This window comes from Shewanella algae (genome assembly GCF_009183365.2).
Taxonomy (GTDB): domain Bacteria; phylum Pseudomonadota; class Gammaproteobacteria; order Enterobacterales; family Shewanellaceae; genus Shewanella; species Shewanella algae.
The window spans coordinates 4,769,226-4,794,082 of the sequence record NZ_CP068230.1 but is presented as its reverse complement, the minus strand read 5'-3'; the positions used below and the strand labels follow the sequence as shown (position 1 = coordinate 4,794,082).

At 55.6% G+C, this 24,857-nt stretch carries 29 protein-coding genes; 18 read left to right on the top strand and 11 right to left on the bottom strand.

Going from position 1 to position 24,857, the window contains the following annotated elements; all coding sequences use genetic code 11:
• Positions 1 to 46: 46 nt before the first annotated feature.
• The 8 genes from pbpG to E1N14_RS21405 all read right to left on the bottom strand — a co-directional run bounded on the left by pbpG (position 47) and on the right by E1N14_RS21405 (position 7,084).
• The gene (pbpG, locus tag E1N14_RS21440; RefSeq protein ID WP_081782865.1) at positions 47 to 952 is read right to left on the bottom strand and encodes a D-alanyl-D-alanine endopeptidase; all 906 of its coding nucleotides are present in this window, start codon (positions 950 to 952) and stop codon (positions 47 to 49) included.
• A gap of 91 nt (positions 953 to 1,043) precedes the next feature.
• Positions 1,044 to 3,122, bottom strand: coding sequence for a flagellar biosynthesis protein FlhA (gene flhA / locus E1N14_RS21435; RefSeq protein ID WP_025009119.1), 2,079 nt, complete (start codon positions 3,120 to 3,122; stop codon positions 1,044 to 1,046).
• A gap of 11 nt (positions 3,123 to 3,133) precedes the next feature.
• Positions 3,134 to 4,264, bottom strand: a complete 1,131-nt coding sequence (gene flhB / locus E1N14_RS21430; RefSeq protein ID WP_025009120.1) for a flagellar biosynthesis protein FlhB — start codon at positions 4,262 to 4,264, stop codon at positions 3,134 to 3,136.
• Positions 4,261 to 5,040, bottom strand: coding sequence for a flagellar biosynthetic protein FliR (gene fliR, locus E1N14_RS21425; protein WP_025009121.1), 780 nt, complete (start codon positions 5,038 to 5,040; stop codon positions 4,261 to 4,263). The genes flhB and fliR overlap by 4 nt, the downstream gene beginning before the upstream one ends.
• Position 5,041: 1 nt before the next feature.
• On the bottom strand, positions 5,042 to 5,311 hold the full coding sequence (locus E1N14_RS21420) for a flagellar biosynthetic protein FliQ (protein ID WP_025009122.1): 270 nt from the start codon (positions 5,309 to 5,311) through the stop codon (positions 5,042 to 5,044).
• Positions 5,312 to 5,315: 4 nt separating this feature from the next.
• Positions 5,316 to 5,981: a flagellar type III secretion system pore protein FliP gene (fliP, locus tag E1N14_RS21415; RefSeq protein WP_229672027.1), complete on the bottom strand. Its 666-nt coding sequence runs from the start codon at positions 5,979 to 5,981 to the stop codon at positions 5,316 to 5,318.
• A 67-nt stretch (positions 5,982 to 6,048) separates the two neighbouring features.
• The gene (gene fliN / locus E1N14_RS21410) at positions 6,049 to 6,402 is read right to left on the bottom strand and encodes a flagellar motor switch protein FliN (protein WP_028780412.1); all 354 of its coding nucleotides are present in this window, start codon (positions 6,400 to 6,402) and stop codon (positions 6,049 to 6,051) included.
• Entirely contained in the window at positions 6,368 to 7,084 is a 717-nt protein-coding gene (locus tag E1N14_RS21405; protein WP_051546781.1) for a flagellar motor switch protein FliM, read from the bottom strand. Before E1N14_RS21405 ends, fliN begins: the two co-directional genes overlap by 35 nt.
• A 704-nt stretch (positions 7,085 to 7,788) precedes the next feature.
• Between E1N14_RS21405 and E1N14_RS21400 the strand changes: the two genes are divergently transcribed.
• The 8 genes from E1N14_RS21400 (at position 7,789) to E1N14_RS21365 (ending at position 15,459) form a co-directional block, all read left to right on the top strand.
• Positions 7,789 to 8,637 carry a MotY family protein gene (locus E1N14_RS21400; RefSeq protein ID WP_025009125.1) on the top strand — a complete coding sequence of 283 codons (849 nt, stop codon included), beginning with the start codon at positions 7,789 to 7,791 and terminating at the stop codon, positions 8,635 to 8,637.
• A gap of 70 nt (positions 8,638 to 8,707) precedes the next feature.
• Positions 8,708 to 9,952, top strand: coding sequence for a sigma-54 dependent transcriptional regulator (locus E1N14_RS21395; RefSeq protein WP_051546793.1), 1,245 nt, complete (start codon positions 8,708 to 8,710; stop codon positions 9,950 to 9,952).
• 26 nt (positions 9,953 to 9,978) lie between these two features.
• Positions 9,979 to 10,314 (top strand): flagellar hook-basal body complex protein FliE, encoded by a 336-nt coding sequence (gene fliE / locus E1N14_RS21390; RefSeq protein WP_025009127.1) that lies wholly within the window; start codon positions 9,979 to 9,981, stop codon positions 10,312 to 10,314.
• Positions 10,315 to 10,323: 9 nt separating this feature from the next.
• Positions 10,324 to 11,991, top strand: a complete 1,668-nt coding sequence (fliF, locus tag E1N14_RS21385) for a flagellar basal-body MS-ring/collar protein FliF (protein WP_025009128.1) — start codon at positions 10,324 to 10,326, stop codon at positions 11,989 to 11,991.
• A gap of 10 nt (positions 11,992 to 12,001) precedes the next feature.
• Positions 12,002 to 12,988, top strand: coding sequence for a flagellar motor switch protein FliG (locus tag E1N14_RS21380; protein WP_025009129.1), 987 nt, complete (start codon positions 12,002 to 12,004; stop codon positions 12,986 to 12,988).
• Complete coding sequence (gene fliH / locus E1N14_RS21375) at positions 12,988 to 13,716, top strand: flagellar assembly protein FliH (protein ID WP_025009130.1); 729 nt, start codon at positions 12,988 to 12,990, stop codon at positions 13,714 to 13,716. Before E1N14_RS21380 ends, fliH begins: the two co-directional genes overlap by 1 nt.
• Positions 13,706 to 15,031, top strand: a complete 1,326-nt coding sequence (locus E1N14_RS21370; RefSeq protein ID WP_025009131.1) for a FliI/YscN family ATPase — start codon at positions 13,706 to 13,708, stop codon at positions 15,029 to 15,031. The genes fliH and E1N14_RS21370 overlap by 11 nt, the downstream gene beginning before the upstream one ends.
• Positions 15,028 to 15,459, top strand: a complete 432-nt coding sequence (locus E1N14_RS21365; protein ID WP_025009132.1) for a hypothetical protein — start codon at positions 15,028 to 15,030, stop codon at positions 15,457 to 15,459. The genes E1N14_RS21370 and E1N14_RS21365 overlap by 4 nt, the downstream gene beginning before the upstream one ends.
• Here the strand turns inward: E1N14_RS21365 and flgN are convergent.
• The 3 genes from flgN to flgA all read right to left on the bottom strand — a co-directional run bounded on the left by flgN (position 15,442) and on the right by flgA (position 17,010).
• Complete coding sequence (gene flgN, locus E1N14_RS21360; protein ID WP_062793328.1) at positions 15,442 to 15,894, bottom strand: flagellar export chaperone FlgN; 453 nt, start codon at positions 15,892 to 15,894, stop codon at positions 15,442 to 15,444. The genes E1N14_RS21365 and flgN overlap by 18 nt on opposite strands.
• A gap of 7 nt (positions 15,895 to 15,901) precedes the next feature.
• Positions 15,902 to 16,186 carry a flagellar biosynthesis anti-sigma factor FlgM gene (gene flgM / locus E1N14_RS21355; protein ID WP_025009133.1) on the bottom strand — a complete coding sequence of 95 codons (285 nt, stop codon included), beginning with the start codon at positions 16,184 to 16,186 and terminating at the stop codon, positions 15,902 to 15,904.
• Positions 16,187 to 16,263: 77 nt separating this feature from the next.
• The gene (gene flgA, locus E1N14_RS21350; protein WP_025009134.1) at positions 16,264 to 17,010 is read right to left on the bottom strand and encodes a flagellar basal body P-ring formation chaperone FlgA; all 747 of its coding nucleotides are present in this window, start codon (positions 17,008 to 17,010) and stop codon (positions 16,264 to 16,266) included.
• Positions 17,011 to 17,090: 80 nt separating this feature from the next.
• Here flgA and E1N14_RS21345 point away from each other — a divergent pair, with 80 nt between their 5' ends.
• The 10 genes from E1N14_RS21345 to flgK are packed head-to-tail and all read left to right on the top strand — an operon-like array spanning position 17,091 to position 24,853.
• Positions 17,091 to 17,441, top strand: coding sequence for a flagellar basal body rod protein FlgB (locus tag E1N14_RS21345; protein ID WP_025009135.1), 351 nt, complete (start codon positions 17,091 to 17,093; stop codon positions 17,439 to 17,441).
• 2 nt (positions 17,442 to 17,443) lie between these two features.
• The gene (flgC, locus tag E1N14_RS21340) at positions 17,444 to 17,854 is read left to right on the top strand and encodes a flagellar basal body rod protein FlgC (RefSeq protein ID WP_025009136.1); all 411 of its coding nucleotides are present in this window, start codon (positions 17,444 to 17,446) and stop codon (positions 17,852 to 17,854) included.
• Positions 17,855 to 17,865: 11 nt separating this feature from the next.
• Complete coding sequence (locus tag E1N14_RS21335) at positions 17,866 to 18,531, top strand: FlgD immunoglobulin-like domain containing protein (protein WP_025009137.1); 666 nt, start codon at positions 17,866 to 17,868, stop codon at positions 18,529 to 18,531.
• An 11-nt stretch (positions 18,532 to 18,542) separates the two neighbouring features.
• Positions 18,543 to 19,742 (top strand): flagellar hook protein FlgE, encoded by a 1,200-nt coding sequence (flgE, locus tag E1N14_RS21330; protein WP_025009138.1) that lies wholly within the window; start codon positions 18,543 to 18,545, stop codon positions 19,740 to 19,742.
• 10 nt (positions 19,743 to 19,752) lie between these two features.
• Positions 19,753 to 20,484 carry a flagellar basal body rod protein FlgF gene (locus E1N14_RS21325; protein ID WP_025888436.1) on the top strand — a complete coding sequence of 244 codons (732 nt, stop codon included), beginning with the start codon at positions 19,753 to 19,755 and terminating at the stop codon, positions 20,482 to 20,484.
• A gap of 17 nt (positions 20,485 to 20,501) precedes the next feature.
• Positions 20,502 to 21,287: a flagellar basal-body rod protein FlgG gene (flgG, locus tag E1N14_RS21320; protein ID WP_025009139.1), complete on the top strand. Its 786-nt coding sequence runs from the start codon at positions 20,502 to 20,504 to the stop codon at positions 21,285 to 21,287.
• 5 nt (positions 21,288 to 21,292) lie between these two features.
• Entirely contained in the window at positions 21,293 to 21,955 is a 663-nt protein-coding gene (gene flgH, locus E1N14_RS21315; RefSeq protein ID WP_025009140.1) for a flagellar basal body L-ring protein FlgH, read from the top strand.
• Positions 21,956 to 21,966: 11 nt separating this feature from the next.
• On the top strand, positions 21,967 to 23,088 hold the full coding sequence (locus E1N14_RS21310; RefSeq protein WP_025009141.1) for a flagellar basal body P-ring protein FlgI: 1,122 nt from the start codon (positions 21,967 to 21,969) through the stop codon (positions 23,086 to 23,088).
• Positions 23,088 to 23,486, top strand: coding sequence for a rod-binding protein (locus E1N14_RS21305; protein WP_025009142.1), 399 nt, complete (start codon positions 23,088 to 23,090; stop codon positions 23,484 to 23,486). Before E1N14_RS21310 ends, E1N14_RS21305 begins: the two co-directional genes overlap by 1 nt.
• Positions 23,483 to 24,853: a flagellar hook-associated protein FlgK gene (gene flgK / locus E1N14_RS21300; RefSeq protein WP_025009143.1), complete on the top strand. Its 1,371-nt coding sequence runs from the start codon at positions 23,483 to 23,485 to the stop codon at positions 24,851 to 24,853. Before E1N14_RS21305 ends, flgK begins: the two co-directional genes overlap by 4 nt.
• The last annotated feature ends 4 nt before the right edge of the window (positions 24,854 to 24,857 follow it).

Genomic DNA, 24,857 nt, shown 5'->3' with positions numbered 1-24,857 from the left:
ACGCAAGCGTGAAAACCTGCGCTGAGTCACCGCTGTTTGCCGAATATTAACGGGTGGCGGCCAAGGCCTGACGTTCTGTTTGCTTTTGCTGTTTATAGTCCAGTGCTTCTTGGGGAACCGGACTGACTTTGCCGGTTTCCAGCCACTTCTTCAGGCGGCCGGCATCGGCCAAATGGGTCAGCTTGCCGAAGGCATCCAGTACCACAAAGGCGACTTCCCGCTTGGCCATTTGGGTCAGCATAACCAGACAGTGGCCGGCGTCATCGGTATAACCCGTCTTGGTGAGGTGGATCTGCCAGTTTTTCTTGTTCACCAGGCGATTGGTGTTGTAAAACGCCAGGTTATATCTTGGCTTACGAAACATGACGCTACGGTTGGGGACCGAACTCAGTTCGCCGATCAGAGGGTATTTCCTGGCTTCACGCAGCAGTTTGACCAGGTCTCTGGCGCTGGAGACATTCTGCTCCGACAGCCCTGTGGGTTCGACAAAGCGGCTGTCAGTCATCCCCAGTTCTGCCGCCTTGGCATTCATCGCTTTGATAAAGGCCTGGTAGCCGCCGGGGTAGTGATGTGCCAGGGTCGCGGCGGCGCGATTTTCCGAAGACATCAACGCCAGCGCCAGTGCTTCTTTGCGTTTCAACTCACTGCCGATACGGATACGGGACACCACGTTTTGCATGATATCGGCCTGACTGACATCCACGGCAATCCGCTCGTTGAGCGGCAACTTGGCATCCAGTGTCACCAGCGCCGTCATCAACTTGGTTATCGAGGCTATGGGCTGTACCTGCTGTGGGTTGTCCTCATAGAGGACCTCGCCGGTTTCCAGATCCACTAGCATGGCGCTGGCCGAGGCCAGCTGTTGCAGCTCGGCCCTGGCCGGTAATTTTTGCGCCGCCCAAACCGGCAGACAGCAGCACAGCAATATTATTAAGCTGGTAAGTCTTCGCATTACCTTAATCTTCCCGCAATCATTTCTCGTAGGACTTTAGTATAAGTTTAAGGTGAATTACAACGATTTACTCCATGCCAATAATGCCCGTTTATCCCAACTGACCGGCGACCATAATGTCTTTGTTTTCAGAAATCTCATTGTAAGACAACACATTAAGACCTCTTGAAAATGCCAGAGCATAACGGCCCAGCAGCGGGCGCAACTGAGGCGGCACCAGTAGGATAGGGTGATGTCCGGCGGCCTTGGCCTCGGCCAACAGCTGGGGCATTTTTTGCTGCAGCTGCGCCAGCAACTGTGGATCCACAGGGAAACCATCCAGTGACACGCTGCCTTGCTGCTGGGCGGTGCTCAGGGCACTCATCAGTTGTCGCTCAAGCTCTGGGGTCAGGGTCATCACCTTGAGCTGAGGCACATCTCCACAGATGGCCTGTACTATCGCCTGCCTTAGCGCGCAGCGAACATCTGCCGCCAACAGCACGGGATCTTTGCTGTTTTCACTGCAATCCAGCAGTGTGGTGCCTATGGTCAATATATCCCGCAAAGAAACCTGTTCCCTGAGCAGTAGCCGGTAGACCTTGAGCTGTTGAATCGGCGACAGCGCCTGGCTCAGTGACTCGGCCAGCTTGGGGGCCTGGCGCGCCAGTCGTTCATTGAGTGAAATCACATCATCGTGCTGCAATAGCTCGGCCATTCGCTCCCGCAGCAACTTAGCGACATGGGTGGCGATCACAGTGGCGTTGTCCACGACGGAATAGCCCAGGTTCAGCGCATTGGCTTTCTTTTCCTGCTCTATCCAGACCGCCTCCATGTTATAGGCAGGATCCCGGGTGATGATGCCGTCCAGCTCACCAAAAACATTGCTGCTGCGAATCGCCAGCAGTCGCTCTGGGTCCAGTTCTGCCGTGGCCACCAAGGTACCCATTATGCAGATTTGGTAGTGAGTGGGGCTCAGCGCCAGGTTATCCCTGACCCTGACTTCCGGCAGCAGATAGCCCGCCTGTTCCGACAGAGTGCGGCGAATTCCGGTCAGGCGTTTCATCAGTTCGGCGCCGCGCTCTTTTTCCACCAGAGACACCAGGCGATAACCCAGCTTGACCTCTATCGCATCGACATAGGGCAGGCTGTCCCAGCTGGGCGCTTGAGGTTCGCTCAGGGCCTCGCCGGCCTGTTTGGCCTGTGGCGGTGGCATGATTACCGGCTTGGTGCGGTACTGTCTGTAGGCGACAAACCCCAGCAACAACGCGGCACTGAGGAATACCCAAGTGGGCATGCCGGGTACCAGACCCATGATCAACATCACCAGCGCCGCAGTCGCCAGGGTTTTGGGATTGGCCAGCAGTTGTTCGTTGAACTGGGCCGGCATCTCTTCGGCATCTGAAACCCGGGTGACTACAATCGCCGCAGCAGTTGCCAGCAGCAGCGATGGGATCTGCGCCACCAGACCGTCACCTATGGTCAAGAGTGCATAGGTCTTGAACGCCTCTGTGCCGCTGAGATCATGCATAAAGATGCCGATACAGATACCGCCTATGATGTTGATTGCCAGGATCAACAAGCCGGCAATGGCATCGCCGCGAACAAACTTGGAAGCACCGTCCATAGAGCCATAAAAGTCAGCTTCCGCGGCGACTTCTTTACGCCGCTCCCGCGCCTGATCCTGGGTCAGCAAACCGGCATTGAGATCGGCATCTATCGCCATTTGCTTGCCGGGAAGCGCATCCAGGGTAAAGCGGGCCGATACTTCGGAGATCCGCTCGCCACCCTTGGTAATCACCACAAAGTTGATGATCATCAGGATCAGGAACACTACGGCGCCAACCACATAGTTGCCGCCGATCACCACTTCACCGAACGCCTGGATCACCTTACCGGCGGCATCACCGCCTTCATGGCCGCGGATCAGCACCACCCGGGTCGATGCCACGTTCAGTGTGAGTCGCAGCAGGGTCGCCAGCAACAAGAGGGTCGGGAAAATGGAAAAGTCCAGCGGCCGCCGAATCGACACACTCACCAGCAACACCATGATGGCCAGTACTATGTTGAAGGTGAACATCACATCCAGCAGCCAAGGCGGCAGCGGCAGAATGATCATCGCCATCAGGGTCAGTAGCAGCAATGGCACCATGGCATGGGACTTATTGGCGGTAAGTAATCGCAGCCAGTTCATTGGGTTATCCTTTAGTCATGTCGCAAGTGGGGTGGAATATGAAATTCCGGCAGCGGTGCCGGCATGGGTTTGCGTCCGGCCCGGGCCGCCTGGATCTGCAAGACGTAATTGAGTACATGGGCCACGGCCTTGAACAGCGCCGCGGGGATCTGTTGCTCCACTGCCGTCGAGTGGAAGATGGCGCGGGTCAACGGCGGGATCCTGAGGATTTCGACGCCGTGCTGCTTGGCAATCTGTTGCATATAGAGGGCGACTTCATCGCGGCCCTTACAGAGAACGAAGGGGGCCTCGGCCCTGGCTGGGTCATACTTGAGTGCCACGGCATAGTGGCTGGGGTTGACCATCAACACATCGGCCTGAGGTACGGCGACTGAAGCGCGGGAACGGGCAAACTGTTGTTGCAGTTGGCGTATTCTGGCCTTGATTTCCGGCTTACCCTCCATCTGTTTATGTTCATCCTTGACCTCCTGCTTACTCATCCTCAGCTCTTTGTAGTGCTGCCAGAGTTGGTAGGGCACATCGACCAAGGCTATCACCAGCATTCCCAGTCCCAGATAGAGGATGTAGTCACTGAGCAGTTGCAGCCCTGTGCTGGCACCCTGCAGCAGATCCTGCTGACTCAGGTAGAGCAAGTGATCAAAATCATGCTTTAAAAACAGCAGCATGATCCCGATAAGCAAGCTGACTTTCAGGCAAGATTTCCCCAGCTCTACCAGGGAGCGGGTGCCACACATGCGCTTGAGACCGCTCAAGGGGGCGATACGACTCCACTTGAAGCCCGCATTGCCTAGGTTGAAGACATGGCCACCGGGCAAGCCGCCCACTATGGCGGCCAGCAGCAGTATCATCAGAAACAGCGGTCCCAGCAGCTCGAGTATCCCCAGCAGCGCAGCAGCCAAGTGACTCTGCATCATTCCCGGGGTATCCAGGTTTTCGCGGCTGACCAGCATATGCAGCTCAGTCTGTTGCATCAGCTGCTGCGCCAGCCAATCGCCGCTGTTGCTCAGCAGCAGGGAACCGGCAATCATCAGCACACAGGCGCCGAGATCCTTCGAGCGCGGGGTTTGGCCTTTCTCTCTGGCCTTGCGCAGCTTGTGACTACTGGCCTTTTCGGTTTTATCCTGGGAGGATGATTGACTCATTGGCTCCCTCCCAAAAACTGATGCATGGCAAACAGGGCGTCGAGGCAAAAGTTGCTATACCTGTCCGGCAGGGTCGAGAACGACAGCAGGACACAGACAAGCCCCATGATCATGGTCATGGGAAAACCCAGGGCAAAGATATTCAAAGAGGGTGCCGAGCGGCTGAGCACCCCGAATGTCAGGTTGACCACCAACATCGCCATTACCGCCGGCAGCGCCAGCATCAAGGCGGCGGCAAACATCCAGCCAAACTGGCCGATGAGTTGCATCAAGGGCAGGTCGAACAGGCCGTTGCCTATGGGCCAGAGGCGGAAGCTGTCCACTATGACGCCGATGGCAACCAAGTGCCCGTCCAACGCCAGAAACAGCAGGGTGCCGTACATTACCAGCATCTGCCCTAGCAGAGGTTGGCTACTGCTGCTGCCGGGGTCGTTGGCCAGCGCCATGGAGAGCCCCATCTGCATCGACAAAATGGTACTCAGCAGGCTGAGGATATGCAGCATGATGCTGAGAAACAGTCCCAGCATCATGCCCAGCAGCAGTTGTTCCAGCGCCAGCAATACTGCCCTGAATGAGAGTGCGTCGAGGACGGGAACCGCCGGTAGTATCGGAATGATCAGCGCCGCCAGCAGCAGTGCCAACAATACTCTAATCAATACGGGGACATGGATATGGCCGAGGAAAGGCATCACCAGAAAAGCCCCCAGAAGACGACTGAAAGGCCACCAGAAAGAGCCGAGCAGTTGCTGCAGATAGTCTGTCGTCAGGCTCAGCATTTTAGCCAATCACATGGGGGATAGAGAGGAACAGCTGGTTGAACAGATCGAGCAGCTTCTGCACCAGCCACTGGCCGGCGAACAGCACCATTAGCAGAGTCAGTACCAACTTGGGCAGAAAGCTCAGGGTCTGCTCATTGACCTGAGTGGCGGCCTGAAAGATGGCGATCAACAGACCCAGCAATAGGCCCGGGCTGATCAACACCAATACCATCAATACCGCAAGGTAGATGGCATCGGAGAAGAAGCTTGTCAGTTCACTCAGCTCCATGGCGCTATCCGAAGCTGGCCGTCAGGGTGCTGACAGTCATAGACCAGCCATCGGCCAACACGAAGATTAACAACTTGAATGGCAAGGAGATAATCAGCGGCGACAGCATCATCATCCCCATGGACATCAACACGCTGGCCACCACGAGATCTATCACCAAAAAGGGCAGATACAGCAGGAAACCAATCTGAAAGGCGGTTTTCAGCTCCGACAGCACATAGGCCGGCAGGATCACAAAGAAGGGGATCTGCTCCTGGGTCAGGGTCAAGGGTTCCTGGGCGATTTTCAGCATCTGCTCCAGGTCGGTTTCCCGGGTCTGCGCCAGCATAAAATGCCTCAGCGGCTGCTCGGCAATCGCAATCGCCTGCGGCAGCTCTATCTGCCCCTGATCATAGGGAAGGTAGGCCTTTTGATAGATCTCCTTGCCCACGGGTTGCATGATAAACATGCTGAGTACCAGGGCGATACCTATCAATACTTTGTTGGGCGGGCTCTGTTGCAAACCCAAGGCCTGACGCAAAATTACCAGTACTATGATGATACGGGTGAAACTGGTCATCATCAGCAGCATGGCGGGTAACAGGCTCATCACTGTCATCATCGCCAGAATTTCCAGCTTGATGTTGACCTTTTGTGCCTGTTGACCGTCGTCTAGGGTGAAGAGTGTCATGCCATCGGCGGCAGACACGGGAAGGGCCAGCAGTGACAGCAGCAATAAACCGAGCAGGAATAGGCCGCTATTCTTTGACCAAGGTTGCGCCACTGGCAACGACCTCCAGCAGCCGCACACCGTAACGACCATTGACTTCAACCACTTCGCCGCGTCCGAGCAGGGCGCCATTGACCCGGATATCCAAAGGCTCACCCACCATGCGATCCAGGGCGATAACATCCCCCTGTCCCATATGGGTGAGTTCGCCGAGTGTCATCTCAGTACTGGCCAGTTCCAGAGTGACCTGCACAGGCAACTGCTTGAAGAAGCTCATATCCCGGGAGGGCTTTACCTGTACCGAGGTCAACGGCTCTTCGAGCAGTTCATTGTCGAGTAAAAAATCATCACTCAGCGATGTTTGTCCATCCACTTTGATCATCCTCATTTTGTTGGAAAGCATCTTGATTCAGGCGAGCGACCAACTTGCCTTGGTGGCTGTGTACCGAGCCGTAGAACAAAGTCAGCCCTCCCAGTGAAATCGGGCAGCGTTGATGCAGATTCAGTGGAATGATTTCCCCGGGCTGCAGTTCGGCCAGAGCTTGTACCGGCATGGGTTGCCAGCCCAGCTCCAGCTTGAGCTTGACCGGGATCTGGGTCAGTTGTTGTTCCAGTGCCTGTTCGAGATTGTCGGCTTGTTGATATTGGGGGGCAGCCTGACCGATACGTCCCAGCAGTTCGTCTGTCATGGCAAACAACATAGGACTGGTGTAATGGCTGTCCGGAAAGCTCATCGACCAAAGGGCCGCGACCCTGTATTCAGTCTCGGCACCGGACAGTTCTATCTGCAGTTCGTCCGGCTTGATGGGATCAAAGGGCATGCTTTCCAGCACCGCCTGCATCAGTTTGAGCCCCAAGCGAAATTCCGACTGAGTCGGCGCTCCCAGCGGCGAGTACAGCTTGCCGGATTGACCGCCATAGTAGCTGCTGGCCAGCTGTTCGAGGGTACAGCGATCAATTCGCAATAAACCCAATAGCTTGCGTTGATATTTAAAGGCAAACCAATGATGTTTATTACAACTTTTCAGCAGAGTTTCACCGGGCGTTAATTCGGTACGAATCAATGCCGGAAGTCCCTGTCTTGTCAATGGTTTGAGTATTTGATTTAGCGCTTGTAATAATCCTTGATTACAGTTATCCAACTGTCCGAATAAACGACTACGGGCTAATTTTTCTCGAATTAGAGCAATCGGCCTACAATCATGAGTCTGATCTGATTTTATTAGCTCTGCCCGTGCAGTTATCTTCATTCCATTATTACCGTGCAGTTATTTTCATTAAACCATTACCGCGCAGTCGCCGTTCGCAACAATACAGCTACAAAATAAGTTAATTTTTTGATAAAAAATAACCAATGACATATTAGACGTAGGGGGCAGAATATTATCAAAGTCTGGGCATCATACAAGCTGAAAAGTGTGTATTTATTCAGTGTCAAAAAATGGTTACAAGACAAAAAATTGACACATTGATGTTAATCAAAAAAAGCGCTTTGTAATTTGACAGGATACATTTGTATGAGCTATTTTCGCCGTCAATTTTCTCGATAGAAAAATGATTGTTTAATATTCTAAGAGATTTTTAACTGTTTTAAGGTTAATCGAATTGGCTATATTAATAGCGATTAAAATAGCGCCTACCTCTGGGTTTTAGGTGCTTGGAGTATATTTAGTTCAATTCGAATTCATCGCTGAAATTAAGGGTAATAACAAAGGAATTTACATTGTAATTATTCCATCTATTTATCCTTCACTAACTGGAATTTACTGTGTTGAAGCCTTTGACCCTAGCCCTGTGTTTCTTGCTGTTCAGCGCTATCAGTTTCGCAGAACCCATCACGCAGACGGTGACCTACAGAGTGGCCGCGGACGATGATGCCTGGCAACTGAGTAGCAGCCCCTTTGGTTGCCGGCTCAGCGTTGCTGTTGCCGGAGCCGGCTTACTGCAGCTGGAACTACTGCCAGGGCAACATTCCAACTTGTCCCTGATCTCCTCCTGGCTCAATCAAGCCCACAGCGTAAACGCCAGCGTTGGCTATCCGGCATGGGGCGAGGGATTTCCGGGCAAGGTGCAGAGCCGGCAGATGCAATGGCAAACAGGAAAGGCCAGCCTGAGAAGCGGGGAACTGGGCGTCTTTATCAAGGGGCTGGAGCAGGGATGGCGCTGGACATTTGAACTTGGACAAAGTGATGGATTCCTGCTTGAGGTCGATACCCTCAGTGCCCGAAGCCAGTTACAACCCTTGCGCCAGTGCCGCCAACAACTGCTCCCACAAGATTATGACTATGTTCATGATTTATCTATTTTTTACCCCTCAGGAATCGCTGGAATGGATTCGTCCATGCAGGCCGATATTCAAGCCGTGGCCCGTTATGTGGCGGTGGATCGCAACATCAAAAAAATCCTGATCGATGGTCACGCAGACGACGGCAGCTCCAGGCTGGCGGATCTGGTATTGAGCAAAGACAGAGTGGAAAACGTGGTGGCGGCTCTGGTGGAGCTGGGGGTGAAACGGCAGATGATAGAAGCCAGACATCATGGCAATCGTCAGCCCTATTCCAAGGAACAGTCCGAAGTGAATCGTAGAGTACGGATTCGACTGGTCAAAGCGGTATGAGGATAGAGTCTTGAAAAACTACAGCGTGGTTGGCTGCAAGGGGCTGGTCAGTACTCAGACAGCCCAGCTCATGGAACAGGAAGGGTTTAATATCATTGAAGGGATCAGCAGCTGGCTGGCGCTGGTCGATGTTTCTGCCTGCAGCCCCGAGCAGGTAGCCGGACGTCTGCATCGACAGCGGGCCCACAATTTGGTGGCGTTGCTGCAACCTGAGCAGACTGAGCTGGCGGTCAAGGCCATGCAGGCCGGGGCTCAGGACTACCTGCTGCTGCCCCTGGATGAAAGCCAACTGATCAAGCTGCTGTTTCGCCTGAGGCAGATGGAGCAGGAAGACAGCGAATTGGTGGTGGCTTCTCCCCTGAGTCGGCAGCTGTTGATGCTAGCCCACAGAACCGCCAAGGCGGATACCACAGTTTTGCTCACCGGCGAGAGTGGTACCGGCAAAGAGCCGCTGGCACATTTCATTCATCGCCATTCCAGTCGCAGAGAGCAGCCCTTCGTGGCGGTGAACTGCGCCGCCATTCCTGAGCAGATACTCGAGTCGGTACTATTTGGCCATGTTAAAGGTGCCTTTACCGGGGCCAGCGCAGATCAACCGGGCAAATTCGAGTTGGCAGAAGGTGGCACTCTGTTGTTGGATGAAATAGCGGAACTGCCTTTATCTTTGCAGGCAAAACTCTTGCGGGTATTGCAGGAGAGAGAAGTCGAAAGAGTCGGCGGTCATAAAATCATTCCTTTGAACATACGCGTTATTGCAGCTACCAACAAAAATTTAAAAGAAGCTGTATCTCAAGGCCGATTCCGGGAAGATCTTTATTATCGTTTGGATGTGTTGACACTGGAATTAAAACCCCTTAGGGAAAGGGCGGAAGATATTATTCCGCTTGCGGAACATTTTATTCAGCTTTATGGCTATTTGACCAATGGTCAAGAATGTTATTTAAGCGATGCGGCTAAAAATTCGCTAATTAATTATAACTGGCCTGGTAATGTCAGAGAGCTGGAAAATGTCATTCAGCGGGCATTGGTTATGCGTCATGGCACTATTTTACAGGTTGTCGATTTAGGCATCAGGCTGCCGGAAAATATTGCAAGTGTAAATTCCATTCCGGAACCTTCCAATGGGCTTAAAGCCTCCAAGAAACATGCAGAGTTCCAATATGTGATTGAGATTTTGAAGCGTTTTGGCGGTCACCGCAGTCGCAGTGCCGATGCTTTGGGAATGACCACCCGGGCACTGCGCTACAAGCTGGTACAGATGCGGGATGCGGGCATAGATATCGACAGCCTTTTAGCCAAGGCCAAGGCCGCCTGAATGGCTGACAACAGAGAATGGCAGCAATGAGCAACAATAGTATTTCCGCCGGTTTTAACAATATCCAGCAAACACTGGCTATCCACAAGGAGATTGCCCAGGGCGCAATCATGCCTTCCATCGATGGCCATACTCCCCAAGTCGTCTCCTTTGGCAGCCTGATGAAGCAGAAGCTGCAGGAGATCAATCAAGATCAGCTGACATCATCAATGCTGACCCAAGCGGTCGACAGCGGCAGGAGCGATGATCTGGTGGGCGCCATGGTGGCGTCTCAAAAGGCCAGTCTGTCGTTTTCGGCCTTGATGCAGGTGCGTAACCGCCTTGTTCAAGCCTTTGATGATGTTATGAAAATGCCCATTTAAGGACAATAGATGTCAACGAGTTTAGCTCTACCGGCAAAACCGTCTGCCGCCGGACAGAAGCCCATGCTGGAAGCGATCAAGGGGAAGCTATCCCATGTAAACCAAATGCTGTTGCTGGCCATACTGGCCTCGGCAGTGGCCTGTGTGCTGGTGTTGTTCCTCTGGAGTGGTAGCCAGGGATATCGGCCCTTGTACGGGCTCAAGGAAAAGGTCGACAGCAGCCAGATCATTGAAGTGCTTGAGGGTGAAGGCATTGACTATCGCCTGGAAGCCAATTCGGGACAGATCCTGGTGGCGGAAAACAAGTTGAGTTCGGCGCGGCTCCTGCTGGCGGCCAAAGGAGTACAAGCTCAACTGCCGGAAGGACTGGAAAACCTGGCCAAGGCGCCCATAGGTACCAGCCAGTTTATGGAGCATGCCCGCTATCTTCATGGTTTGGAAGGGGAACTGGCGCGCACCATAATGGCGCTCGAAGCCGTACGTTATGCCAGAGTGCATCTGGCGATTCCCAAGCGAACCCTGTTCATCCGTGCCGAGCCGGAAAAGCCGACCGCTTCTGTGTTGTTGGAACTCTATTCCGGGGCGCGTTTGGATGAGTCACAGGTCAGCGCTATTGCCAACCTGGTTTCCGGCAGCATTACCGGCATGACCCCGGCACAGGTGCAGATAGTCGACCAGGCCGGCAACTACCTGAATGCCGATATGGCCTCCGGCCAGGACATCAGCCAATCCCGCAGCAAGCAGCTCAAGTATACCCATGAGCTGGAAAACAACCTGATCGCCCGCGCCGAATCCATGTTGAATCCGATTCTGGGGCGGGACAATTATCAGGTGCAGCTGGTCGCCAGGGTGAACTTTAACCAGATAGAGGAAACCCGCGAGTCTGTGGATCCCAATCCTGTGATGACTCAGGAAACGCTCAACAAAGACCAAACCAACGGCAACCTGGCCTTGGGGATCCCCGGCGCTCTGAGCAACAAGCCTGTGTCCGGCAAGAAGGGCAAGAAAGAGGACAATCAGGAAAGCAGTCTGCGGCAACAGGAAACCCGCTCATACGAAGTTGGGCGCTCGGTGCGGCACACCAAATTCCAACAGATGCAGCTGGAAGGGCTGTCGGTAGCCATCCTGTTGAACCAACAGGCGGCAGGCAAAGAAGGCTGGCAACCGCAGCAGTTGCAGCAGATAAGCGACATGGTTAAAGACGCCATAGGTTTTTCCGAGGCTCGTGGCGATCAGATCAATATCAACAGTTTTGACTTCGTGGTGCCGGAAAAGCCCGTGATAGAAGCTTTGCCCTGGTGGCAGAACGAGCATCTGCGTGAATACCTGAAATATGGCATAGGCACTCTATTGGCCTTACTGCTTATTCTGTTCGTGTTGCGCCCCCTGGTTCAGCACCTGACCCGCGGTGATTCAGGCTCAAGACACTCTGGCAACAAGGCCGGTGACAAAGCCGCTGAAATGGCACTGGAAGCCGAGCCCCTGACACAAGCCATTGAGCCGCCTCAGCTGGCATTGCAGGCTGAGGACAGCAAGGCCTTGCCGCAGTCGAATCTGCCACCGCCCGGCTCGCCACTGACGGTGAAAATGCAGCACCTGGGACTGCTGGCAACGGAAGAACCCGCCAGAGTCGCCGAAGTGATCAGCCATTGGATGAAGGACAAAAATCGTGACTGAACAAACGACTCTGGACAATCTTGAGCAGGCGGCCATGTTGCTCTTGTGTATGGGTGAGGAAGGTGCCTCTCAGGTCATGGCGCACCTCGACCGCCAGGATGTGGAACAACTGAGTTACAAGATGGCACGCCTGTCTTCGGTGACCCAGCAGGAAGCGGAATCTGTACTGGATCGCTTCTTCAACCGCTACAAAGAGCAGGCAGGTATCGCCCGGGCATCGAGAGCCTATCTCCAGAAAACCCTGGATTTGGCACTGGGTGACAGAGTCGCCAAGGGGCTTATCGACAGCATCTATGGCGATGAGGTCAAGATGTTGGTGAAGCGGCTGGAGTGGGTCGATGCCAAGCTGTTGGCGCGGGAGCTGCAGCACGAACATGTGCAGCTGCAGGCCATTATGTTGGGACTCTTGCCACCGGAAATTGCCGCTCAGGTATTACAACATCTGCCGGGAGACAACCAGGACGAAGTGCTGGTACGCATAGCCCGCCTCGGCGAGCTGGATCGGGATGTGGTGGAAGAGCTGCGGCAACTGGTGGAGCGCTGCATGGTGATGGCGATGGAGAAAAGCCATACCCAGGTGTCCGGCGTGCGTCAGGTGGCCGACATTCTCAACCGCTTCGATGGTGACCGTGAACATCTGATGCAGATGATACGCTTGCAGGACAAGCATCTGGCCAATGATGTTACCGAAAACATGTTCGACTTTATCATCCTGGGCCGTCAGAAGCCGGAAACCCTGCAGGAAATCCTCGGGGCGGTCGAAGCCGAGTCGCTGGCACTGGCACTCAAGGGTATTGATGGCGAACTGAAACGCACTCTGCTAAACGCCCTGCCCAAGCGTATGTCTTCCGCCATTGAGACCCAGGCCGAGGCCTTGGGCGCTGTGCCGCTGAGCATGGCCAATGAGGCGCGACGCAACATTATGGAAACGGCCAAAGAGATGATGCAGAACGGCGAAATCGAGCTGCAACTGTTTGAAGAACAGGTGGTTGAATAATGGGTGCAGATAGTCGCCTTTGGCGCATAGGTGCATCTCAGGTGCGCCGTTATCAATTTGCTCCCCTGGAAGGGGAGAGTCCTGAACAAGGCAACTGGCAAGACTTCCAGCAAGCGTTGGAGCGGGGCTATCAGGAAGGCTGGGAACAGGGCTTTGAAGCCGGCAAGACTCAGGGCGAAACCGAGGGGCGCCAAGCGGGTCAGGAATCCGGGCTGCGGGATGGGCTGGAGCAGGGGCGCAGCCAGGGGTTGGCACAGATAGATGAGCAGTTGAATCAGCTATTGACGCCCATGACGGCATTGCAGCAGTTGCTCGCCGAGAGCCACGCCGAGCAGATCCAGGCGCAACAGCAGTTGATTGTCGACCTGGTCAGAAGGGTGGCACAGCAGGTGATCCGCTGCGAGTTGTCGCTGCAGCCACTGCAGATCATTGCCCTGGTTGAAGAAACCCTGCAGGCACTGCCCAAGGATGCCAGCGATATCAAGATCCACCTGGAACCCTCAACCATCAAACAGCTACAGCATCTGGCGGCCGACAAGGTGGCTGACTGGCACCTGGTGGCCGACGACAGCCTGAGCCAGGGCAGTTGCCGGGTGGTTTGTGATCAGTGCGATGCCGATGCTTCCATGGAAACCCGCCTCAACAACTGTATGGATCAGGTTGAAGCTCATTTGAACGACGACCTGATTCCAGAAGCCGAGGCCACAGTCGCCAGCAATGAAGACTAATGTCCTGGCCGGAAACTGGCCCCGGGTACCGGTAGCCCAGATATACGGACGCCTGACCCGCGTGAGTGGCCTGTTGCTGGAGGCGGTCGGCTGCAACCTGGGGATTGGCGATCGCGCCATGGTGGAGCGGCGCGATGGCGCCTATGTCGAGGCCGAGGTGGTGGGGTTCCATCAGGGGATCCTCTGCCTGATGCCTATCACAGACACCCAGGGGCTGAGCCCTGGCGCCCGGGTCATTCCCCAGACAGAGACCCATAAGATCCCTTTGGGTGCCGGCCTGCTCGGCCGGGTACTCGACGGCCTTGGCCAGCCGCTGGATCAGCTCGGGCCGCTGAGTGGCGTGCAGTTTTGTCGCCCGGTCACTCAGGTGCCCAATCCTCTTGCCCGGCAACCCATTACCCGCATTCTTGATGTAGGGGTCAGAGCCGTCAACGGCTTGCTGCCGGTTGGCTGCGGTCAAAGGGTAGGCTTGTTTGCCGGTCCCGGGGTGGGCAAGAGTGTACTGCTGGGGATGATGACCCGCTTCACCGAGGCCGACCGCGTGGTGGTAGGGCTCATCGGCGAGCGCGGCCGTGAGGTGCGCGAGTTTATCGAGCAGGCCTTGGGCGAAGAGGGGCGCCGCCGCGCCGTGGTGGTTGCCGCTCCGGCAGATACTTCCCCCTTGATGCGCCTCAGAGCCATGCGCCTGTGTCACCAGATAGCCTGTGGCTTTCGCGACGAGGGCCATAGGGTGTTGCTACTGGTGGATTCACTGACACGTTACGCCCAGGCACAGCGGGAGATAGCCCTGAGTCTGGGGGAACCGCCGGCCACCAAAGGCTATCCGCCTTCGGCCTTCGCCCAACTGCCTTCATTGGTGGAGATGGCGGGCAACGGCACTCATCCACAGGGAACCCTGACGGCGTTTTACACTGTGCTGACCGAAGGGGAAGATACGCAGGATCCCATCGCCGATGCGGCCAAGGCGATACTGGATGGTCACTTCTTCCTGAGCCGCCGCTTGGCTGAGGCCGGGCATTTCCCGGCACTGGATTTGGGAGCCTCTATCAGTCGTTTGGCGCTGCAGATTGCCCCCAAGGAACAACAGCAGGAGATGGCACTGGTTCGGCGTATGTTGGCGCGTTATCAGGAAGTACGTGAGCTCTTGCCGTTGGGCGGTTATCAACCGGGGCAGGATCCCGAGTTGGATGCCGCCGTGAGCCATTACCCGAGGATTGCCGACTACCTGACCCAAACCACAGACGAGGCGGTTGACCTTTCGGGCAGCCAACAACAACTGCAATCGCTGACCCGCGCACTGCGAGGTGAGTCATGAAACTGTTGCAACGCCTGAGCCATCTTGAGCAGCGTAAGCTCAGCGAGTTGGCGGAGCAAAAACAGGCGCTGCAGCAACGTCAGGCCCAGGTACAGGGGCAACAGCAGCAGGTGGCGTTACTGGAGTCCCATTACAGCCAGTTTCGTCAGGGCTCAATAGTGGGGCTTTGCAACAGTCAGGCCTTGCTGCAAAGGCTGCAACCATTGAAGCAGAGTCTCAATACTCAGCAGCAGTTGCTCGGCAATGAACAACAAAGGCTGCAGGGCTTATGGCTGCAGCAGTTGGGGCGTTATCAGCGGGTGAATTGGTTTGACGGGCAGCAGCAACAGCGACAGCGACGACGGCTAGAGCAGCAGGAGCAGTTTCAGCTTGATGAGTTGGCGGGCGGCAGTACGGCGCGGCTTAAGGCTTCAGGGAAACTGAGGTGAGGCGAGATTCTGTGGGTACTCATCGGCATTTCCCAGCCCCAGAATGCCGCGGATGATCTCCTGTTGGCGCACCAGCAGTTGGCCGTTGAGCTCGTTGAGTCTCTGGCTCTCTCTGGCCTGTTGCAGCAGTTGCTGCCACAGTTGTTCCAGTTTGTGAGCTGCCTGCTCGGGCAGTTTACTCTGCAGTTGGCGTATGCCCTGATGATCATTGCTGACACCTATTTGTGCCAGATGTGCGGCGCGCTGCAGCGAATTGTGCTGTAACTTGGCAACTAACTGATCCTGCTGCTGGTTATGCTGGATAAGCCCTTGATTGTCATGGCGCAGCATCAACTGGCGCTGCTGTTGCAGCAGCTTCTTTAACTCCCGGTAGTCCAGTATGTCCTGGCGGATCCCGGCGACCAGACTTTGCAGTGCTTCGCGTTTATTGCTCATGGATGGCTTACTTGTCCTGTTTCCCGTGCTGCTGCAGCATCGCTTTGGCCATGGCCTCGACATCCAGTTCAAAATTGCCCTGTTGCAGTGCCTGACGCAAGCTGGCCACCTTGAGTTGATCTACCTCGCTCTCCTGAGCCAGTTGAGTCTGGGCCTGATTCAGCCAGTGATACTCAGGGCTGACCTTATCCTGCTGGGCTGCGGATACCGTGGTTTCCTGGCGTTGACGCCGATTCGCTGCGGTGACGCCGCTGTCGCTGACAACCGCATGCAGACGCTGAGTGATTTCCATTGAACCCCCGAAATAATGTGCTCTAGTGAGTAAAGGCGACCGGATCCGTAAAAAATAAAATTATTTTTGTGATGTAATTACTTTTGTGGTGTGACTATGCCCTGCGCTATCGGGTAGGCCTTGATGACCTTCTGCGAGCTTAAGTTTCGCACCCTAATCACTTCTCCCCGGGAGGCACTTTCCAGCGCGGTACCCGGCATTTGAGCTTCAAAACCCTCCTGGCTGACCTGGATGATCACCTGTTCACCGGCACGCACCCAATCACTCTGGCTCAGCTGGCGCAGCAAGATGGCTTCACCTGCGCGGATCCTGCGCGCCACCTGTTTGCCTATGAGATCGCGTTGGCTGCTGACAATGTCTCTGTCACTGGCCTGCAACTCCAGCCAGCGCCACTCTATGTTCTGCGCGTCGATTATGCTGCCTCTGTGCAGGGTTTGTGTTAGCACAGGCAATTGGGCCTTGGCTTCGACCCTGGCCCGTAGAAAGAAACGCCAGTCGGCCGCCGGACAACGCACCTCCAAAGATACCCGTCCCCAGAGCGGCGCCGAAGGGTTGGCCAGGCTGATGTCCGGCTTTTGCGGGCAGTCGGCCAGGCGCTTGACCCCAGATGGCAGTGTCATTCGAATCTTGCTTTGAAGCGGTTTCATCTGTTGCGCCGCAGCAAACTGCTGCAGTTGCTGCTGCAGATATTGTCTGGCCGCTTGCTCGACCTGGTTGGCCGAGGCGGCCGCCGGCAACGGATGCAGCGGAAACAACAGCAAAAGCAGCAAGGCAAAAGGGGAAATCAGGGTTCCGCAATTATTGATGGTTGGCTTGTTAGTCATTGTATTTTAAGGATAAAAACTATTGGCATGGTATTTGTTACAAGGAGCGAAAACCTATGGATACCTTACTAGGAGAAACCATGGCTATCAAGCTCGATGCGGCATTGGGTCTGCATCCTCAATTATTGGATTTCAGGGTTGAGCGCAGCAAGGTGCTGGCCGGAAACCTGGCCAACGCCGAAACACCCGGCTACCAGGCCAGAGATCTGGACTTTGGTGCTCTGATGGCGCAGCTGGATGCCGGCATCCCTTTTGGAGGGCAGTATACAGTGGGGTATCGGGTACCTTATCAGTCCAGTGCCGATAACAGCACGGTTGAACTGGGGCAGGAGCAGGCGCGTTTTTCACAAAATGCCATGGACTTTCAGACCAGCCTGACCTTTCTCAACATGAAAATCCAAGGCCTGAAGGCCGCTATCGAAGGGAAGTAATCGTGTCATTTGTAGAGATATATCAGGTTGCCGGCAGTGGCATGACGGTGCAGACCCTGAGACTGAACGCGATCGCCAGTAACCTGGCCAACGCAGGTGTGGCTGCCGAGTCCAGTGATAGCGCCTACCGGGCGATAAAACCGGTATTTTCCACCCTCTATCAGCAACAAAACAACAGCGTCAGTGCCAAGGTGCAGATCAAGGCCCTGGTGCAGTCCGATGCACCGTTGGAAACCCGTTATGAACCCGGCCACCCGCTGGCCAACGCCGATGGCTATGTGACCTATTCCAATGTCAACACAGTGGAAGAGATGGCCGACATGATGGCCGCCAGCCGCGCTTTTGAAACCAGTGTCGAAGTGATGAACCGCGCCCGCTCCATGCAGCAGGGACTCCTGGCTCTGGGTAAATAAGGGAATAGAGGATGCAACAGGTACAGAACGTCAATACCCGCGAAGATGGCCAGAAGACAGATGCCATCCGTGCCAACGGCAATGATCCCGCTTCGCTGAAGAACGAGTTTATGTCGTTGATGATAGCCCAGATCAAGAACCAGGACCCTACCAACCCCCTGGATGCCAGTGAGTATCTGGGCCAGTTGGCGCAGTTCTCCCAGGTGGAGAGCCTCGAGGCGATGCGCCAGAACCAGAAAAACCAGATGACCATGATGGAAAACCTCGGGCTGGTGCAATCGGCTTCCCTTATCGGTAAGCAGGCTATGGTGCCGGCAGACAGCTTTACCGCGGCCGAACATGTGATAGACGGCAAAGTCTATCTGGAGCACAGCGCCTCGGCGGTGACTGTGGAGATCAGCGATAAAAACGGGGAAGTCGTCAAAACCCTGGAGCTCGGCAGTCAGGCGGCAGGTGATGTCAGTTTTCAGATAGATCCCGAAGGACTGGGGCTTCCTCCGGGGGAATACCAATTGAAAGTTCAGGCCAGCGACGGTGAAAAAGCATTGAAGGCTCAGTCATTTCTCGCCGGTGAAATCAGCAAGGTTCATTTCGTCAGTGCCAAGGGCATGATGATGGCTGAGCTGGCCAACGGTTTGGGCACAGTGTCTGTGCTGGATATTTCCGAAGTTTCATAACAGGAGACAAGATGTCTTTCAATATTGCGCTAAGTGGATTACAGGCCACCAGTCAGGACCTCAACACCATAAGTAACAACATTGCTAACGCCTCTACCTGGGGCTTCCGTGGTGGCCGCAGCGAGTTTGCCGCCATCTACAACAGTGGCATGGGTGCCGGTGTCAATGTGATGAATACCAGCCAGAACTTCTCCCGTGAGGGCACGCTGACCTACACAGGCCGTGAGCTGGATATGGGGATCCAGGGCAGTGGCTTCTTTATGTTGCGTGGCACCGATGGCTCCAATCTTTATGCCCGCGCCGGGATTTTCGGCCAGGATGCACTGGGCTTTATCACAGATCCTGTCGGCAACCGTCTGCAGGGCTATCCGGCCACGGCCGATGGCGTGCTGCAAACAGGCACCATGGGTGACTTGCAGATCAAGACAGGTTCTCTGCCGGCCAAGGCGTCGACTCTGGTCAATCAGGTGTCCAACCTGGATGCGCGTATGGAAGCCATAGATCCTGCAACGACGCCATTTTCGCCCACAGACCCGGCGAGTTATCACTCCTCGGGTACTGTCAGTGTGTTCGACTCACTCGGCAACCAGAGATCCCTGACCCAGTACTACGCCAAGACAGGCGACAATGAATGGAAAGTCTACTTCGTGCTGGACTCGGCCGTTCTCGAACCCAAAGACGGCCACAACCTGCAGTTTGACAAGAAGGGCAGCCTGAGCGGCGGCGACAAGCTGAGCCTGACTCTGCCCGCCAAGGCCGGTGCCGAGGATGTCAGCCTGGCGGTGAACTATGAAGGGTTCACTCAATATGCCAATGACTATAACAACTCCAGCCTGAGTCAGGATGGTTATGCCGCCGGTGAATTCAACAAGATACGCCTGGATGACAGCGGGATGCTCTTTGGTACCTACACCAATGGTCAGGAGTTGCTGCAGGGCCAGGTGGTGCTGGCCGATTTCAACAATCCCAACGGTTTGACGCCTGTGAGCAACAACGCCTGGCAGGCCTCTGCCTCAGCAGGACAGGCCACAGTCGGCGCGCCTGGCAGCGGTACTCTGGGCAGCCTGAAGGGCGCCTATCTTGAGGGTTCCAACGTAGATACCACGGCCGAGATGGTGAGCCTGATGACGGCGCAGCGTAACTATCAGTCCAATGCCAAGGTACTGGACACCAACTCGACCATGCAGCAGGCGCTGCTGAACGCCATCTGACGGATGACTCATGGATAAGATGATTTATACCGCGGCCCAGGGTGCCAGCCGCATTCTGCAGTCCCAGGCGATTCGGGCCAACAACCTGGCCAATGCCGATACCCAGGGCTTTCGTGCCGATCTGGAGCGGGTTGCTGCGGTTCCTGTGCCTGAGACCCAGGGAAGCTTTGCTTCGCGGATCTTGCCGCAGACCCAGAATGTCGGTTTCAACAGTCGCCATGGAGAGATAGTCAGCACTGGGCGCCGGCTCGATATGGCGATTAAGGGCGATGGCTATTTCACAGTGCAAACACCTCAGGGCGAAGCCTATACCCGTAACGGCGCCATCAGCGAAGGTGCCAACGGTGAACTGACAGTGGCGGGGTTCCCCTTGATGGGCGCCAATGGGCCTTTGGTGCTGCCTCAGTATCGCGAGCTGATTGTCAGTGAAGACGGCCGCCTGTCGATAGTGGCCGAACAGGGTGGGCTGATTGAAGAGGTTGCCCAGCTCAAGCTGGTGAACGCTGCCCAGAATCAGCTGCACAAGGGCGCCGATGGTTTGCTGTATGCCAACAACGGCGAGGCCCAGGTGTCCGAGCAAGTGCGGCTGGCTTCCGGCGCGCTGGAGAGCAGCAATGTCGATGCCGTTGGTGAGTTGCTAGCCTCCATGGATCTGGGACGTCAGTTTGAAGTGCAAATTAAGTTAATGAAAAGCGCAGAGAAGTTGGCTGAGGCGGGTAATCGCCTGCTGCGTGACGCCTAATATTGAGGAGAGTCTAAATGCAATCGGCATTATGGGTGAGTAAGACAGGATTGACTGCTCAGGATGTGAAGATGACGACCATCGCCAACAACCTGGCCAACGTTAATACCACAGGTTTCAAGCGCGATAGAGTCGGTTTCAACGATCTCTTCTATCAGGTACAGCGCCAACCAGGTGGCCAAGTAGACGAGCTCAATGAGTTGCCATCAGGGCTGCAATTGGGCACGGGCGCCCGAGTGGCCAGCACCCAGAAGGTGTTCACCACAGGCGACATACTCACTACCAATCAGCAACTGGACATCGCTATTGAGGGCCAGGGGTTTTTCCAGATTGAAGAAGCCAATGGCGAAGTGGCATACAGCCGTGACGGCCAGTTTTATCGTAACAGCGACGGCATTATGGTGACCTCCCAAGGGCTGCCCTTGGTGCCCAACATCCAGATCCCCGAAACCGCCACCGGGATCACTATAGCCGAAAACGGTGTGGTGAGTGCCAAAGTGGCGGGTCAGGCAGAGGCGATGGAGCTGGGACAGATCACCCTGGCGCACTTTGCCAACCCGGCCGGGCTCGAGTCCCGAGGCAATAACCTGTACCACGAAACCGCGTCTTCCGGTGTGCCGATAGAAGGAGTTCCCGGCGAGGAAGCGTTGGGCAGTTTACGCCAGGGGGCGCTCGAAGGGGCCAACGTCAATGTGGTCGAAGAGATGGTAGAGATGATCTCGACCCAGAGAGCCTACGAGATGAACGCCAAGGTGGTCTCAGCCACCGACGATATGCTCAAGTTCCTGAACCAATCGGTATGAAGACCATGAGACTCTTGTTGGCGCTGCTGATGCTGTCGCTCAGCGGCTGTATCTCCCACTTCCCCGACGCAGAACAGCAGCCGGGCAACAAAGAATGGGCGCCGCCTGAGGTGGACTACTCCTTGCCGGAAGCCAAAGACGGCAGCCTGTATCGCCCCGGTTTTATGCTGACCCTGTTCAAGGATAAGCGGGCCTTTCGCGAGGGAGACATACTCACAGTCTCCCTGGATGAGAAAACCTACTCCAGCAAGAAGGCCAATACCCAGACCAATAAGTCTCAGGATCTGAACTTTGGCGTTCAGGGCGGGGTGGATGACAGTAGTTTCAGCGCCAATGGTGAGGGCAAGTTTGGTCGTGGCTTCAATGGCAGCGGCGCCACGACTCAGCAGAACCAGCTTTCCGGCGCCATTACAGTGACAGTGGCCAAGGTGATGCCCAACGGCGTGCTGCTGATCCGCGGTGAGAAATGGCTTCGCCTCAGTCAGGGGGATGAGTATCTGCGTCTGATCGGGCTTATCCGCTCCGACGACATAGACAACCAGAACACCATCTCATCGCAGCGGATTGCCGATGCCCGCATTATCTACGGTGGCCAGGGCGCCATTGCCGACAGCAATGCCATGGGCTGGGCGGCTCGCTACTTCAACAGCCCCTGGTTCCCTATGTAACAGGAATGAAGATGACAAGACTGCTTTTAGCTCTGCTGTTGCTGGGGCTTACCATGCCGGGCCAGGTGTTGGCCGAGAAGAGTCGCCATCTGCTGGATATGGTAGATGTGCAGGGGATCCGCGAAAACCAACTGGTGGGCTATGGCCTGGTGGTGGGTCTCGACGGTACAGGTGACAAGAACCAGGTGAAGTTTACCGGCCAGTCGGTGGTGAACATGCTGAAACAGTTTGGGGTGCAGATTGATGGCAGCATGGATCCCAAGCTGAAAAACGTTGCCGCCGTGGCCGTGGTTGCCAATGTGGCGGCGCTGGCAAGCCCGGGGCAGACTCTGGATGTGACCGTCTCCTCCATAGGGGATGCCAAGAGCCTCAGGGGCGGCACTCTGTTGATGACGCCTTTGCGGGCGGTCGACGGTGAAATCTATGCCGTCGCCCAAGGGAATCTGGTGGTGGGCGGCGTGTCGGCCCAGGGCCGCAACGGCACCTCCATGACCATCAATGTGCCCACTGTCGGCAGTATTCCGGGGGGCGCCTTGCTCGAGGCTGTCATTCCCAGCTCTTTTGCCAGTAATCCGCAGGTGATACTCAACCTCAAGCAGGCTGGCTTTCGCAGTGCCCGCAATATTGAGAAGGCGATCAACGCCGTGTTTGGCCCGGATGTCGCCAAGGCCGAGAGCCATGCTCGGGTGAGCGTCAGGGCGCCGCAATCCGAGCGGGAGCGGGTAATGTTTATGTCTATGCTGGAAGACATCATGGTCGAGCCCGGCCGCATTCCTCCCAAGGTGGTGTTCAACGCCCGCACAGGGACCGTGGTGATGGGCGGTGATGTGGTGGTGCGCAAGGCCGCCGTCAGCCACGGCAACCTGACAGTGACCATTACAGAGAAGCAGCAGGTGAGCCAGCCCAATCCGGGGATTTTTGGCGATGCCGCCGGTCAGACCGTGGTGACCAATGACTCGGATGTGGATATTCAACAGGAAGACGGACGTATGTTTGTCTGGCCAGAGGGTAGCTCTTTGAATGATATCGTACGTGCCGTCAATAGCATGGGAGCCTCTCCCATGGATCTGATGGCTATCTTGCAGGCACTGGAAGAAGCCGGTGCCCTGGAAGCTGATCTGGTGGTGATCTGATGAAAGTAACCCAAACTCCGGGGCTGCTGGGGCGGCTCGATTCGGGCGAGCTGATTAAGGCGCATGGCGAAAAGGGCGCCCTGAAGCAGGTCAGCCAGCAGTTTGAAGCCATGTTTTTGCAGACTGTGCTGAAACAGATGCGTACCGCCAGCGATGCCATTGCCGATGAAGAGAATCTGCTGTCATCCAGCAACGATGGCCTGTATCGGGATTGGTATGATTCCGAGCTGGCACTGAGGTTGTCGCAGATGCAATCGACCGGGCTTGCGGATGTTATGAGTCGACAATTGGGGGCAAAACTTCAGTTTAGTGCCGAACCGGTCGCTTCTTCTGAGAAGACGACCATGGCAATGCAACCTGCACTCCTGGTTCCGCCAGTACACAAGGAGACTGAATGAATCTGCTCAATAACGCCATGTCCGGGCTGAATGCCAGCATGGCGGCCTTACAAGTCATGTCCAACAACACCAGCAACGCCATGGTGCCTGGCTATTCCCGCCAGCAGGTGTTGCTCAGCTCAGTCGGTGGTGGCGCCTATGGCGCCGGTAATGGCGTCAGTGTTGATGGGGTGCGGCGGATTTCGGATCAGTATCAGGTGATGCAATTGTGGCGTACCGGCAGTGATGTGGGCTTCGCCGGTGTTAAACAGAGCTATGCCGGCCAGCTGGAACAGCTGATGGCCGCCGACAGCAACAACCTTTCTACCGGTTTGGATCATCTGTTTGCCGCCATGAATGCGGCCATGGAAAAGCCCAATGACCCGGCGCTCAGACAGGCGGTGCTCAATGAAGCCAACGGCGTGGCGCAGCGTTTCAACTCGATAGCCTCAGGGCTGGACAGTCAAGAGCAACAAATCGTCGGCCAGACCCAGGCCAGCATCAAAGAGATCAATACTCTGCTGGAGAAGATAGCTCGCTTGAATGAAGATATCGCCGCCGACGGGGCTGCCAAAGTGCCTTCGGCCTCGCTATTGGATAACCGGGATGCCGCAATAGCTGAATTATCTTCACTCATGGATATCCGGGTAGTGATGGATGACAAGGGCCTGGCCAATATCTCGCTCTCTCAGGGGCAGCCGCTGCTGAGTGGTATTGTTCCGGCAACACTCAAGGGCGTGACAGATCCGGCAAATCCCAAGCAAATCAATTTAGAGCTCAGTTTTGGCCAGTCTCAGTTTAAGTTGCAGGAGACGGGTGGTCAGCTGGGGGCTCTACTTAACTACCGGGATACCAACCTGAAACAGAGTCGGGCTTTCCTGGATGAACTGGCAACCCAGTTGGCACAACAGATGAATGACATTCAGGCTAAAGGCACAGATCTGGCCGGCAATAAGGCGACTCAAGCCATTTGGCACTTGGATGCTTCCAACCCGGCAGGCAGTCTGCGGCTCAATCAGGGCCTGAACTCCGGCGATCTGGCCTTCGGCCTGGATGGTACTCCGGGGGATAACAGCAATCTCAAGGCCTTTGTGGCCTTGGCCAATCAGGAGCTGGACTTTGCCTCCATGGGCAGTCGAGCCACCCTGGGCAATGCCTATGCCAGTAAGGTGGGTGAGCTGGGCAGTATTTCCCGGCAAGCGCAGCAAGAGAACAAGACAGCGCTGGCACTACAGAAAGAAGCACAGAGCCAATGGGCCAGCACCAGTGGCATCAATTTGGACGAGGAAGGGGTCAACCTGATCGTTTATCAACAGTCATACCAGGCCAATGCCAGGGTGATAGCCACGGCCGATAGGCTGTTCCAGTCCCTGCTGGACAGTATTTAAGGAG

Bases quoted from the DNA above. Each gene is read 5' to 3' on its own strand.
- flhB (WP_025009120.1), bottom strand. From the start codon at position 4,264: ATGAGTCAATCATCCTCCCAGGATAAAACCGAAAAGGCCAGTAGTCAC.
- flgN (WP_062793328.1), bottom strand. From the start codon at position 15,894: ATGAGCAATAAACGCGAAGCACTGCAAAGTCTGGTCGCCGGGATCCGC.
- E1N14_RS21365 (WP_025009132.1), top strand. From the start codon at position 15,028: ATGAAACTGTTGCAACGCCTGAGCCATCTTGAGCAGCGTAAGCTCAGC.
- flgE (WP_025009138.1), top strand. From the start codon at position 18,543: ATGTCTTTCAATATTGCGCTAAGTGGATTACAGGCCACCAGTCAGGAC.
- fliH (WP_025009130.1), top strand. From the start codon at position 12,988: ATGGGTGCAGATAGTCGCCTTTGGCGCATAGGTGCATCTCAGGTGCGC.
- fliN (WP_028780412.1), bottom strand. From the start codon at position 6,402: ATGATCAAAGTGGATGGACAAACATCGCTGAGTGATGATTTTTTACTC.
- E1N14_RS21325 (WP_025888436.1), top strand. From the start codon at position 19,753: ATGGATAAGATGATTTATACCGCGGCCCAGGGTGCCAGCCGCATTCTG.
- E1N14_RS21310 (WP_025009141.1), top strand. From the start codon at position 21,967: ATGACAAGACTGCTTTTAGCTCTGCTGTTGCTGGGGCTTACCATGCCG.
- flgK (WP_025009143.1), top strand. From the start codon at position 23,483: ATGAATCTGCTCAATAACGCCATGTCCGGGCTGAATGCCAGCATGGCG.
- E1N14_RS21345 (WP_025009135.1), top strand. From the start codon at position 17,091: ATGGCTATCAAGCTCGATGCGGCATTGGGTCTGCATCCTCAATTATTG.
- E1N14_RS21395 (WP_051546793.1), top strand. From the start codon at position 8,708: ATGGAACAGGAAGGGTTTAATATCATTGAAGGGATCAGCAGCTGGCTG.
- pbpG (WP_081782865.1), bottom strand. From the start codon at position 952: ATGCGAAGACTTACCAGCTTAATAATATTGCTGTGCTGCTGTCTGCCG.
- fliE (WP_025009127.1), top strand. From the start codon at position 9,979: ATGAGCAACAATAGTATTTCCGCCGGTTTTAACAATATCCAGCAAACA.
- flhA (WP_025009119.1), bottom strand. From the start codon at position 3,122: ATGAACTGGCTGCGATTACTTACCGCCAATAAGTCCCATGCCATGGTG.
- flgA (WP_025009134.1), bottom strand. From the start codon at position 17,010: ATGACTAACAAGCCAACCATCAATAATTGCGGAACCCTGATTTCCCCT.
- fliF (WP_025009128.1), top strand. From the start codon at position 10,324: ATGTCAACGAGTTTAGCTCTACCGGCAAAACCGTCTGCCGCCGGACAG.
- E1N14_RS21305 (WP_025009142.1), top strand. From the start codon at position 23,088: ATGAAAGTAACCCAAACTCCGGGGCTGCTGGGGCGGCTCGATTCGGGC.
- flgG (WP_025009139.1), top strand. From the start codon at position 20,502: ATGCAATCGGCATTATGGGTGAGTAAGACAGGATTGACTGCTCAGGAT.
- flgH (WP_025009140.1), top strand. From the start codon at position 21,293: ATGAGACTCTTGTTGGCGCTGCTGATGCTGTCGCTCAGCGGCTGTATC.
- fliP (WP_229672027.1), bottom strand. From the start codon at position 5,981: ATGACACTCTTCACCCTAGACGACGGTCAACAGGCACAAAAGGTCAAC.
- E1N14_RS21420 (WP_025009122.1), bottom strand. From the start codon at position 5,311: ATGGAGCTGAGTGAACTGACAAGCTTCTTCTCCGATGCCATCTACCTT.
- flgM (WP_025009133.1), bottom strand. From the start codon at position 16,186: ATGGAAATCACTCAGCGTCTGCATGCGGTTGTCAGCGACAGCGGCGTC.
- E1N14_RS21370 (WP_025009131.1), top strand. From the start codon at position 13,706: ATGAAGACTAATGTCCTGGCCGGAAACTGGCCCCGGGTACCGGTAGCC.
- E1N14_RS21335 (WP_025009137.1), top strand. From the start codon at position 17,866: ATGCAACAGGTACAGAACGTCAATACCCGCGAAGATGGCCAGAAGACA.
- fliR (WP_025009121.1), bottom strand. From the start codon at position 5,040: ATGCTGAGCCTGACGACAGACTATCTGCAGCAACTGCTCGGCTCTTTC.